8 protein-coding genes and 1 pseudogene are annotated in these 11985 nt (G+C 68.6%); 6 read left to right on the top strand and 3 right to left on the bottom strand.

The window, feature by feature from the left end:
* Nucleotides 1-174 precede the first annotated feature (174 nt).
* Nucleotides 175-1305, bottom strand: coding sequence for an RNA-guided endonuclease InsQ/TnpB family protein (locus OG758_RS02170; protein ID WP_326715773.1), 1131 nt, complete (start codon nucleotides 1303-1305; stop codon nucleotides 175-177).
* Nucleotides 1306-1394: 89 nt separating this feature from the next.
* Between OG758_RS02170 and OG758_RS02165 the strand changes: the two are divergent.
* From OG758_RS02165 to OG758_RS02145, 4 genes and pseudogenes are all read left to right on the top strand, one after another.
* Nucleotides 1395-1478: pseudogene (locus OG758_RS02165) on the top strand (VOC family protein); the annotation flags it as partial.
* A 163-nt stretch (nucleotides 1479-1641) separates the two neighbouring features.
* Nucleotides 1642-2775: an IS630 family transposase gene (locus OG758_RS02160; protein WP_326708326.1), complete on the top strand. Its 1134-nt coding sequence runs from the start codon at nucleotides 1642-1644 to the stop codon at nucleotides 2773-2775.
* Between the two features lie 587 nt (nucleotides 2776-3362).
* On the top strand, nucleotides 3363-3656 hold the full coding sequence (locus OG758_RS02155; RefSeq protein WP_326708325.1) for a hypothetical protein: 294 nt from the start codon (nucleotides 3363-3365) through the stop codon (nucleotides 3654-3656).
* Between the two features lie 726 nt (nucleotides 3657-4382).
* A complete protein-coding gene (locus tag OG758_RS02145) occupies nucleotides 4383-7148 on the top strand; it encodes a SpoIIE family protein phosphatase (protein ID WP_326708324.1) in 2766 nt (921 codons plus the stop codon).
* A 99-nt stretch (nucleotides 7149-7247) separates the two neighbouring features.
* Here OG758_RS02145 and OG758_RS02140 read toward each other — a convergent pair whose 3' ends face one another.
* A complete protein-coding gene (locus OG758_RS02140) occupies nucleotides 7248-8525 on the bottom strand; it encodes an IS701 family transposase (RefSeq protein WP_326708323.1) in 1278 nt (425 codons plus the stop codon).
* 397 nt (nucleotides 8526-8922) lie between these two features.
* Between OG758_RS02140 and OG758_RS02135 the strand changes: the two genes are divergently transcribed.
* Both OG758_RS02135 and OG758_RS02130 read left to right on the top strand, forming a co-directional pair.
* On the top strand, nucleotides 8923-9585 hold the full coding sequence (locus OG758_RS02135) for a response regulator transcription factor (protein WP_326708322.1): 663 nt from the start codon (nucleotides 8923-8925) through the stop codon (nucleotides 9583-9585).
* Nucleotides 9582-10955, top strand: coding sequence for a sensor histidine kinase (locus tag OG758_RS02130; RefSeq protein ID WP_326708321.1), 1374 nt, complete (start codon nucleotides 9582-9584; stop codon nucleotides 10953-10955). The genes OG758_RS02135 and OG758_RS02130 overlap by 4 nt, the downstream gene beginning before the upstream one ends.
* A gap of 6 nt (nucleotides 10956-10961) precedes the next feature.
* Here OG758_RS02130 and OG758_RS02125 read toward each other — a convergent pair whose 3' ends face one another.
* Nucleotides 10962-11852: a COG4705 family protein gene (locus OG758_RS02125; protein ID WP_326708320.1), complete on the bottom strand. Its 891-nt coding sequence runs from the start codon at nucleotides 11850-11852 to the stop codon at nucleotides 10962-10964.
* Nucleotides 11853-11985: the final 133 nt, after the last annotated feature.

The following is an 11985-nucleotide window of genomic DNA, read 5'->3' as shown; positions in this document are numbered from 1 at the left end:
TCCTCGCCGCAGCCGGCGAGGCGGCGCTGCGTTGCGTCTCCACCGTGATGTCTCATACCGCCTCAGTTGGCCCCTACTCTCCGGAGACGTCAGCATGACCCGGCCCTGAAGGACCGGGCTTGGAGGTAGCGCCCAACTGGCTGCTGGGATGGACCCCTCCGTCCAGACACCCCGTTATGGGGTGGCAGGGACGCGTGACTCACGCCCCGCATTCCACACGTTCTCGCCGCGTTGGGCGATGTTGTGGGAAGCATTCCGGTCGGCGTGGGCAACGACCCCGCACCCCCGGCAGATGAAAAGCCCCTGGTCGACCCGGTTGCGCTTGTCGATGTGCTGGCATTCGCAGCACGTCTGCGACGTGTACGCGGGATCGACGGAGACCAGGGGCACCCCGGCCCGCTTGGCCTTGTAGACGATGAAGTCTGCGAGCTGGGAGAACGCCCAGGAGTGGAGTGCGACCCGTTGGGGCTTGCGGAGCCGTACCCGAGTGCGGATGCCCTTGAGTTCTTCGAGGGACAAGCCGCGCCCGGTGCGTTCAGCCTCGGTCACGATCGTCTTGGAGATGATGTGGTTCTGGTTCGCCGCGTGCCGTTGTTCTCTGCGAGATCGCGCCTTGAGCCGCCGCTTGGCGGACTTGGTGCGCTTCTTCTGCAACTTCCGCCGCAGGTCGAGCTGGCGCTTGCGGTACCGGTTCAGGCCGCGCCCTGCGGCCATATAGCCGGTGGAAGCCGTGGCGATGTTGGCGATGCCGAGATCCACGCCGATGAAGCCGTCCGGCTCGTACCGCTCGGCCTCGGGCACCTCGCACGTGGCGACGAGGTAGAACACGCCATCGCGCTCGATGAGGTCAGATTCGCCCTTCCGGTACTGCTGGAGCGTCTTGAGCCCGTCCGGGGAGCACACGAATGAGATGTTCTTGGCCCGCCCGGACGTGGTCCAGATGGACACGGTCTGCTGGTCGTACTGCCAGCTCAGACACCGGTCGTCATACGGCTGGGCAGCCTCGGGCCGGAACGCGATGGGCTTGGACTCCGCCGTGCGACGGCGCTTCGAGCCCTCCTTGCCGAGGTTCCCGGCCCGGATGTTCGCCTTGAGCACGGTGTAGGCGTCGCGCACCTTCTTGATGGTGTGCTGGGCGGCCTGCGCCCCCAGGCCCCGTGCTTTTAGTTCGGCATAGGTGTGCTTGCGCAGCTCGTACTCACGCGGAACGCCGCGCTCGAAAGCGATCTGCGACACCCAGTTCGCGGCCTCGTTGGCCGTGTGCAGCGTCACCGACAGCGCGCCAGCCTGCTCGGCCTGCGGCATCAGCTTCACCTGCACGACGACCTTCACACAGGCGATCGTATCGACGTATGTCACCACGCTGGGAGCCAAACCCCAATATTCGCAGGGGGCGTACGGACCAGCTTCGCCCGGGGGTCAACTGGCGGGTTTATGCGGACCCGGCCGGCCATCCGTTCTGTCGCTGCCTCCACTGAGGCCAGCGGCAGTTCACCCTCGCCGACTCCCACCACACCGTCCAGATCCGAGCCCTGCACGCATACCTGCGCTAGTGCCGCATCAGGCAACGTTGGCTCTGTTGTGATGTGACGCGCCGTCCGGATGCTGTGCCGGGCGGCGCGTCTCCGACACCCTGTCCGAGTGGCAGAGCGAGTACGAGTCCGAGAGATCGACGATGACGAGGGACGGCGGCTTCTGCGGATCATCCGCAGAGGCACCGGGTCGGTAGTGACCTGGCGCCGGGCTCAGATGGTCCTGCTCTCCGCGCAGGGCATGCCTGCAGCGAAGATCGCCGAGGTGTCGTTCACCAGCGACGACCGGGTCCGCGATGTGATCCACAACTTCAACACCGACGGTTTCGACTCGCTGTATCCGAAGTACAAAGGCGGCCGCCCGAAGACGTTCACGCTGCCCGAGCGCCGCGAGATCAAGAAGATCGCCAAGTCCAAGCCCACCGAGCACGACCTGCCATTCTCGACCTGGAGCCTGGCCAAGCTGGCGGACTTCCTGGTCGCCGAGGGGGTGGTCGACGACATCAGCCACGAGGGCCTGCGCATCCTGCTCCGCGAGGAAGGGGTCTCCTTTCAACGCCTGAAGACCTGGAAAACCTCCCGCGACCCCGACTACGCGGCCAAGAAGGCCCGCGTCGAGCACCTTTACGCAATCGCCGACGGCGAGGTCGTACCCGAGGACGGCGAACCCGATGTCGTCTTCTGCATGGACGAGTTCGGTCCGCTCAACCTGATGCCGCACCCCGGACGGCAATGGGCCGAACGCAGCGGCAGGCACAAAGACCCCGCTCGCGAACCACGCCCCAGGCGCCGGGCCACCTACAACCGCTACGGCGGAGTTCGGCACCTGTTTGCCGCCCTGGACCTGGCCAAGGACAAGCTGTACGGCCACATCAAGCCGGTCAAGAGGCGGACGCAGTTCCTGGAGTTCTGCCGCTACCTGCGCACTCTCTATCCGCCGGACACCCGCATTGCGATCATCTGCGACAACCTCTCCCCGCACCTGACCACGAAACGCTGCCAGCGGGTCGGCACCTGGGCCGCAGCCAACAACGTCGAGATCGCCTACACGCCGACGAACTCCTCCTGGATGAACCGGATCGAGGCGCAGTTCACCGCCCTGCGGTACTTCACCCTCGACGGCACCGACCACGCCTCTCACAAAGAGCAGGGCAGCATGATCCGCCGCTACATCATCTGGCGGAACCGCCATGCCGACGACCGGCGCCTACGCGCGGTCGTCGACAGGGCCAACGTTGCCTGATGCGGCACTAGATCCCGCTGAAGCTCATCGATCAGCTCGCCGCGGAACGGACGCAACTCCACCGCCGGTGGTTAACTGGACCTACGGTCTGCCGACGCCGCACCGGTGGGCCGCTGCCCATGGGCCCGAGCGAGGCGAGTTCGCGGCGGCGATCTTGACGTCGGGTCTCGATGTTCGACGGCCGGACTCCGAGTGTGACGTCGGTCGTGTCCTTCAGCATCTCTACGGTCGTGGGATCAATGGCGTGTGGCGACTGCAGCGCTCCGAGCGCGCGTATCCGTGAGGCATCGTGTGCGCCGCTGCCCGGACTTCCACCTTGCTGCGCGGCACGGGAAGGCGGATTCCTGATCCCTTCGCGGGCTGCTCACGAGGGCGGACCCAGAATTGGGATAAATACCCCTATCCATGCGCGATAGGGGCGGAACACAATGGACGACGAGCACGCCAAGAGGTGGGCCGTAGCGAGTCCCGTATTCGCGATTGTCTCGTGGCCCACTCCGAGGGCGCGGACTCCAGGAGTCCGCAGCACAGCGGAGTGCGGCCGAGTTGTGAGCCGCGCACGGCACTGAGGCGAGGAGGCTGACGTTATGGCCTGGGCATCATGGACCACCCCCGGGATCTTCACCGGCCGGGGCGGCGTCCGTACCGACGAGGCGGGGGTCGTCACGGGCGACGTGACCGTCCACACCACCTGGGACGGCCAGGAGGCCGATGTGTCGGTCCAGTACACCGGCACCTTGGAATGGTTCACGGTCACCGGCAGTCCGGTGCCCTGCCGGACCGAGCGGCACAGCCGGGATCTGCACCAAGCGATGATCGAAGGAATCAAGGCAGGCAGCGCCGCCACGATTCCCCGGCTCCACGTCGCCGCCGTGCCGTAGCCGGCCGGTCTGGAACTGTTCGACCATGGTCCGCCTGCTGCGCGCTGTGGTCGATGTGGGTGCACGCTCCCAGGCGCCGCGATTGCTCCCGATGAGGCTTTGGCGGGGCCGGGGCGCTGTACGCGCTGGCCTGCCGCTGTGAGAGCCGCACGGCGCGACGTTCGTGGGTGCTTTCCCGTGATCGGGGAGGACCGGACGTTTGGGCTGGACCGCAGCACCGACGTGCGGACCCTGCCCGGCTCCTTCGAACCGCCCGCCGGCCTCGACCCGGCGCGTCCTGTCGGGGCTCGCGACGGCTCCGTACCGCCACGAGGGGGCCGCGCGGGTCCAGGGGGCGGCCGAGCACATCCGCTCGCGACTCCCTGCCGGCGTCGCGACCGTGGCGGAGCGAGCTGCCCTCCTCGTGCGGACTGGGGACCCCGAGTCCTGGTTCCGCGCCGAGCTACGGGTGGAGCGGCTCGACTGCCTGCCCGCCGTGCTCGAGTCGCTCGACCGGCCGTTCTTCATCGAGGGGCTGGAAGAGCTGCGGGGCGCGTCGAGGCGCTCGCCGCCAGGCCGGCCGACTCGGCCCTGCGGAGACCGCCTCACGTGTGAGGGATCGGGCCCCCGCGCACGAGGCAGGCTGTCAGAGGCAGGGTCCCGTCCCTGCCGCGCGCGTCACGCGATGCGGTGCTCTGGGAGGAGCGGCCTGTGGCCGGTCAGGATCGCCAGTGCTAGAAAGGTCACATGGCGAATCGTTTCGCCGACTGGAGAAGCCTTTCGTTCAGGCCCCTGGTCAGCAGAAGCCCGCGAAGCGTAGCCGGGCAGGTGTTCGTCCTCCAGGTGGCGCTGGTTGTGCTGCTCGTGGCCGGGGGCGTCCTCGCCCTTGTCCTCCAGTCGGACCGGGACACCTTCGCCGAGGCCAAGCGCCGTTCCGTCGCCGTGGCACAGACCTTTGCGCACTCTCCCGGTGTCGTGGCGGCACTGGAGAGCCCCGACCCGAGCAAGATCCTCCAGCCGCTGACGGAGGCGGCGCGCAAGGCCGCGGGCGTCGACTTCATCGTCGTCCTTGACACCAAGGGCATCCGTTACACCCACCCCCGGCCGGAATTGATCGGAAAACAGTTCGTGGGCACCATCGGGCCGTCGCTCGCGGGGAAGGTGTACACGGAGAGCGTGAATGGCCCACTCGGCCGGGAGGTCCAGTCCACCGTCCCCATCGACAACGCTGACGGCAAGGTCGTGGGGCTTGTTTCCGCGGGGCTGAGGGTCAAGAACGTGGCCAGTCAGGTGACCCGGCAACTGCCGATCATCCTGGGCGCCGGTGCCGGGGCACTCGTGGTGGCCACCGCGGGCACGGCACTGGTGGGCCGGCGACTGCGCCGGCAGACCCACAGCCTGGCCCCGGACGAGATGACCCGCATGTACGACCACCACGACACGGTGCTGCACTCCGTGCGCGAAGGGGTGTTGATCATCGGGAGCGACGGACGGCTGGTGCTGGCGAACGACGAGGCCAGACGGCTGCTGGAGCTGCCCCCTGATGTCGAGGGGCAGCTCGTGTCCGAGCTGTCGAGCCTCGACCCCGAGACGGCGGCGCTGCTCATCTCCGGGCGCGAGGTCACCGACGAGGTGCACTTCGCCGGAGACCGGCTGCTGGCGGTCAACCAGCGGCACACGGACAGCGGCGGCGGCCCCATGGGGACGGTGGTGACGCTGCGCGACTCCACCGAGTTGCGGGCGGTGACCGGCAGGGCGGAGATCGCGCGGGAGCGGCTCAAGCTGCTGTACGACGCCGGACTGGCCATCGGCACCACCCTGGACGTCCTGCGCACCGCCGATGAGCTGGCGCAGGTCGCCGTCCCCCGTTTCGCCGACTTCGTCACCGTGGACCTGGCCGACGCCGTACTGCACGGTCAGGAGCCGGCACCCACCGCGACGGACATGCGCCGTACCGCTGTGTACGGCATCCGGGACGACCACCCGCTCTACGAGGCGGGCAGGCTGATCGACTTCCTGCCGTCCACCCCCCAGGCCCGCGGCTACGGGAGCGGCCACGCCGAGCTGGTGGCCGAGTTGTCGACTGCCACGGGCTGGCACGCGCAGGACCCGGAGCGCACCAAGAACATCATCGACTACGGCATTCACACCCTCATCGCCGCCCCGATCAAGGCCCGTGGCGTCGTGCTGGGCATGGCCAACTTCTGGCGCTCCCAGGAGCACGGGCCCTTCGACGAGGAGGATCTGTCGCTCGCCGAGGAACTGGTGGCCCGAGCAGCGGTCAGCATCGACAACGCCCGCCGGTACACCCGCGAGCACGCCCTCGCGGTGACCCTCCAGCGCAGCCTGCTGCCGCGAGCCCTGCCCGAACAGAGCGCCCTCGACGTCGGCTTCCGCTACCTCCCCGCCCAGTCGGGGGTGAGCGGCGACTGGTTCGACGTGATTCCGCTGTCGGGCAGCCGGGTCGCGCTGACCGTCGGCGACGTGGTCGGTCACGGCCTGCACGCCGCCGCCACCATGGGCCGGCTGCGGACCGCTGTGCACAACTTCTCCTCGCTCGATCTGCCGCCCGACGAGTTGCTGAGCCACGTGGACGACCTCGTCGGCCGTATCGACCAGGACGAGTCGGATACGGAGAGCGCCACGGGGATCGTGGGTGCCACCTGCCTGTACGCGATCTACGATCCGGTGACACGTCGCTGTGTCGTGGCGCGTGCCGGGCACCTGGCGCCGGCGCTGGTCCTCCCCGACGGCACCGTCACCTTCTTGGATCTGCCGACCGGGCCGCCCCTGGGTCTGGGCGGGCTGCCGTTCCAGACCGCCGAGCTGGACCTTCCGGAGGGCGCACAGCTCGTCCTCTACACCGATGGCCTCATCGAGGACCGCAGGCGCGATCTGGACGTGGGCATGGAGCTGCTGCGCCAAGCGTTGTCGGGCCACCCCGACAGGTCGCCCGAGGAGAGCTGCCAGGCAGTGCTCGACGAGCTGCTGCCCGAGCGTCCCAAGGACGACGTCGCCCTGCTGATCGCCCGCACGCGAGGGCTCCCGCGTGACCGGATCGCCGACTGGGACGTGCCGCTCGATCCGGCCGCCGTCGCGGGGATGCGCGACGAGGTTGCCCGCAAGCTCGACGAGTGGGGTCTGTCCGAGGTGGCCTTCAGTGTGGAGCTGGTCCTGAGCGAGCTGGTCACCAACGCCATCCGTTACGGCTCCGAGCCGATCCACGTACGGCTGATCCACGACCGTACGCTGATCGTCGAGGTCGCCGACGGCAGCAACACCTCTCCGCACCTGCGGTATGCCGCGACGATGGACGAGGGCGGCCGCGGCCTGTTCCTGGTGTCGCAGGTCGCCGAGCGCTGGGGCACCCGGTACACGCCCCAGGGCAAGGTGATCTGGGCCGAACAGGCTCTTCCCGAGGTCTCCGAGGAGTCCGGCCCGGCGGCGGCTCCCATGGCGGAAGAGGCACCCGACCGGGACGGGGCCGGGGGCGCTCAGCGCGGCGGGGTCTAGTAGGACTCCGTTAAGTTGCTGTGGTTCTTGGGTTCTGGCTGGTGGTTGATGTTCTGGGCAGGGGGCGGTGGCAGGTGGTGCAGGTGCCGGTCCAGCAGTTCAGCAGCTCTTGGATGGTGTCGAGGATCTGGTAGAGGGTGAGTCCGCTGTATCGGCTTTTGGGGCCAGGCGCTGTTCGGTGAGGAACGCGTGGGCGGCGGTGACCAGGGTGACGTGGTGATGCCAGCCCATCCATGAACGGCCCTCGAAGTGGTCCAGGCCGAGACCGTGTTTGAGTTCCCGGTAGTCGTGCTCGATGCGCCAGCGGATCTTCGCCAGGCGGACCAGTTCGGCAAGCGGGGTGTCGGCGGGCAGGTTGGACAGCCAGTAGTCGGTGGGTGCTTCGGCGCCTTCGGGCCACTCGGCCAGCAGCGTCACTTCGGGCAGGACACCGTTCCAGCAGCCCTGCCGCGCGGTGGCGGCTGCCTGGGCCAGGCGGCGTGCCTTGACCCCGGCCGGCCGCACCCGCAGTGCCAGAAAGCGCGAGCGCATCGGCCCGCGGGAGCCTGCACGCCAGGTCACCTCGGTGAACGCCGGCCGGCCATGGCCAGCGGTCAAAGCGGCCACGGAGGACGGTTTATCGCGGTAGCGGGACTGCGGCTTGCGGCCGTTCCCGGACCACGCCGGGGCGGTGGGCTGCGCGTCGTGCGGGTGGACGGTCACGTCCGAACGGACCGCCACGACATATGTGATGCCCCGCTCGCTCAGGCCGTCGCGGAAGTCGGCGTTCTGCCCGTAGCCGGCGTCGGCCACCACCACCGGCGGCACCAGCCCCCACCCGGCCAGCTCATCAAGGGTGTCCAATGCCAGGCGCCACTTCTCCCGGTGCCCGACCTCTGGCGGTATCCCGGTCTTCTGCCGCCGTCCGGCGTCGTGCGCCCACTCCTGGGGCACGAATAATCGCCACTGCAGCGGACAGGACGCGGCGTCGGAGACCGCGTGCACGCTCACCGCGACCTGGCAGTTGGCCTGCTTGCCCAAAGCCCCGCAGTACTGAGGGGCGACCGCCACCGACATCTTCCCGTCCTTGGGGAACGACACATCATCGACCGCCCAGGCATCCGGGCTGATCTGCGGCACCATCCGCTCCGCGATCCGCCGCCGCACCGGCACCGGATCCCAGGTGGACTGGTTCACGAACTGCTGCAGGTTCTGCTCGTTGCCATCCGGCAGCCGCTCCGCCATCGGCTGGATCGACTTACGCCGCCCGTCCAGCATCAGTCCCCGCAGATAACAGTCACCCTTCGCCCGCTGATCCTTGCGCGGCACCGATGCGAACACGTCAGCCACGAATAACGCCAACTTCGCCCGAGCACGGTTCACTTCATGCGTGTCCATACCCTCCAACATGCCCCCGAATAGGACGGCGAGACAGACCTAACGGAGCCCTACTAGAAGGCTGGTGAAGATCTTGCAGTGGGGTCCCGGCTTGACGCCGGGCGGCCCCCTGCATGGAGCCGAACCCTTGCCGGGGTCGATCAGCTTCTTTAAGGCGCACTGCTTGAGGCGGATGGGTCGATGTCGCTTGCTACGGGCCCGATGAGTCCATGCGGCCATGAAAGCAGCTTCGTCGAGCGCACCAGTCGGCGGCGTTCGGGCTTCGGTCCGTCATCGGAATGGGCCTCACCCCCTATCGTCTACAGTTCAGTAGACCGTCTACAGAATTGTAGTCACTGGGCGGGTGCTGCTCCGGCGCGGCAGCACGACCCATCGCCGGAAGATCCGACGGAGGACCATGCACCACAAGATCCTGGTCGTCGAGGACGATCACGCCCTGCGTGATGTGCTGCGCCGCGGCCTGTTGGACGAGGACTTCGCACCCGTGCTCGCCGCCGACGGTGCCTCCGCCCTGCGGCTGGCCACCGACAACATCGCCGCGGTTGTCCTGGACGTGGGGCTGCCCGACGCGGACGGGCGGGACGTGTGCCAGGCGCTGCGCGCCAACGGCTTCGCCGCCCCGGTCATCTTCCTGACGGCCCGCCACCACCTCACCGACCGGCTGTCCGGGTTCTCCGCCGGGGCCGACGACTATCTGCCCAAGCCGTTCCATTTCGCCGAACTAGTCGCCCGGCTGCGGGCCGCGCTCAAACGCGCAGGGCCACCGGCCGTGGCCACGGCCGGAGATGTGGTCCTGGACGCGACTCGACACAGTGCCAGGGTCGGAGAGGTCCACGTCGACCTCTCGCCGACGGAGTTCCGGCTGCTGGCCACGCTCGTGGCCGCATACGGCAGCATCGTGAGCCGGCGCGACCTGGTGAGGGCGGCCTGGCCGGACGGCGCACAGGTCAGCGACAACACCCTCGATCAGTACCTGAGCCGGCTGCGCCGCAAGCTGCGCGAAGTCGGCAGCGACCTGAGCCTTACGACGGCGCGCGGGATCGGACACCGGCTGTCATGAACCGTCTCCTGCGCCGCCTGGCTCCCCGCACCCTGCGCGGCCGGCTCTCCCTCGTGGCGCTGACCACCGCCGCGCTCCTGATGGCCGTGCTGACCGTTGCGTTCAACACCGTGATGGACCGGCACCTGCAGCACCAGGCGGACGACGAACTGCGCAACCGCGCGGCTGCCGTCGCCACGACCATCGACACCAGCGGTCCCCGGGTGCGGGTCGTGGAGACCGTCAACGACCACCTCCTCGACGCCAACGCGTGGATCTACGCCGGGACCCAGGTGCTGGAGCAGCCGCCTGCCACCACGGCGGACAGTACGCTGGCCCGGGCCGCCGGCCGGCTCGCCGCACAACGGAAGCGGGCCTGCTCGACCGTCGACCCCGAAAGCCCACACGCCGTGCGCCTGTGCTCGGATCTCGTGGGCAGCCGTCACGGCGCCACTGTGGTCACGGCGCTGGACCTGGGGCCGTACCGGAGTTCGGCCGACACACTGCTGCTGGGTTCCCTGATCCTGGATGCCGTCATGCTCGCGTGCACCTACGCGCTGACGCGCCTGGCCGTCGGGCGAGCGCTGCGCCCCGTACGGACCATGACCGACCAGGCCACCCAGTGGAGCGCCGTCGGTTCCGACGAACGCTTCGGTGTCGAGCACCATCCGGTCGAACTCGCCCGTCTGGGTGCCTCGTTGGACACTCTGCTGGACCGCATACGCACCGTGCTGCGGCACGAGCAGCAGCTGACCGGCGAGTTGTCCCACGAACTGCGCACCCCGCTCACCCGGATCGTCATAGAGCTCGACTGGTGGCAGGCGCGCCCACGCACCGCCGCCGAAACCCGCGCCACCCATGGGGTGATCGTCGAGGCCGCCCAGTCCATGCGCACCATCTGCGACACGCTCCTCAGCGACGCCCGAGACAGAGCTCAGAACTCCTCGGCGGCCCCCGGCACCACGGCCGTCGTCCCCGTCCTGAACCGGCTGGTCGAGAGCTTCGACGCAGGGGAGCAGGTGAAGACATTCGTCGACGTGGCGGATCCAGGGCTGCAGGCAGGAGTCGCGCCCGCTCTCCTCGAACGCATCGTCAGCCCGTTGCTGACCAACGCGGTCCGGTTCGCCCTCTCCGCGGTGACCGTGTCCGCGCGGCAACTGCCCGGCAGGGTGCGTATCGACGTCACCGACGACGGTCCCGGCGTGCCGGCGATGTTCGTCGGCGACCTCTTCCAGCCCGGCCGCCGCGCCGACCTGGACGACGGGCACGACGGCGCGGGCCTCGGACTGCCGCTCGCGCGGCGTCTGGCCCGCGCCGTCGGCGGCGAGGTGTCCCACGATCCCGGTTACACCTCCGGCGCGCGCTTCCGGGTCGACCTGCCTGTCGGGTGACTGGACTCAGTCGGCCTGCTGAGTGACCGGCTCCCGTTCCGTCGGCCGCGCTGAGGTGGTCCGGCGTTCCTGGATCTGCGCGTAGGCCACCAGACCGAGCAGAACGGCCAGGAGTACGGCCGAGGAACCCGCCGTGCCGAGGTTCAGGCCGCCCTTGGCGACCGGCTTGGTCAGGAAGTCACCCGCGGTGGCGCCCAACGGGCGGGTGAGGACGAAGGCGATCCAGAAAAGCAGCACGTTCGGCACCACCGGCACCTTCATCAGGGCGACGAGAACGGCGAGCGCCCCGCTCACGAGCAGCGCGCCTCCGGCGTAACCAAGCCCGGAGCTGTCGGACAGGAAGTCACCCATGGACGTGCCGAGGGTGTTGGAGATGAGGATCGCCGACCAGAACAGCGCCTCGCCGCGGAAGGTGACGATGTCACGGATCTGGAAGGTCATCCCGGTGGCCTTCCAGACTGCGAAGATGACCAGCAGGATCGAGATGAGGATCGCCGCCCCGGTGGGGTAGCCGAGGCCCAGGCCCTGCGGGCCCCAGCCGAGTGAGGTGGCGTCGCCGGACAGGTACTTGGCTCCGGCGTCACGGTTCATGAAGTCGGACATCGTGGTGCCGGCCATGCTGGTCGACAGGATCACGGTCCAGTAGAAGAACGGGTTGTAGCGGCTGGACCTCAGCTGCAGGACCAAGGTCACCACGAAGATCAGGAACAGTCCGATCGTGGTGAGGAAGTAGCCGAGTGCGAGGGTCTGTGCGAACAGGTCGCCGGCCGTCTCGCCGAGAGTGGTCGCGGCGATCTTCATGATCCAGAACGCCAGAGTGACCTCGGGAAGTTTCTTCATCACCGATTTGGTCGTGCTCGTGACGTCCAGATCGGTGAACATCTCAGGTGGCTGCACGGTGGGGGGCTCCGATTCGGTCGTACGGCAGAACGCCCGCCCCGCGATGGGGGCGAGCGCTCGGTGTCACAGGGCGGCTCCGAAGAGTGATCGCCCGAGTCGACCTTGCCAGTATCAGCCTGAACGCATCCTG

The organism is Streptomyces sp. NBC_01474 (assembly GCF_035918215.1).
GTDB classification, from domain to species: Bacteria; Actinomycetota; Actinomycetes; order Streptomycetales; family Streptomycetaceae; genus Streptomyces; species Streptomyces aureus.
Note: the sequence above shows the minus strand (reverse complement) of the source record. Positions and strands in the feature narration are given on the sequence as shown.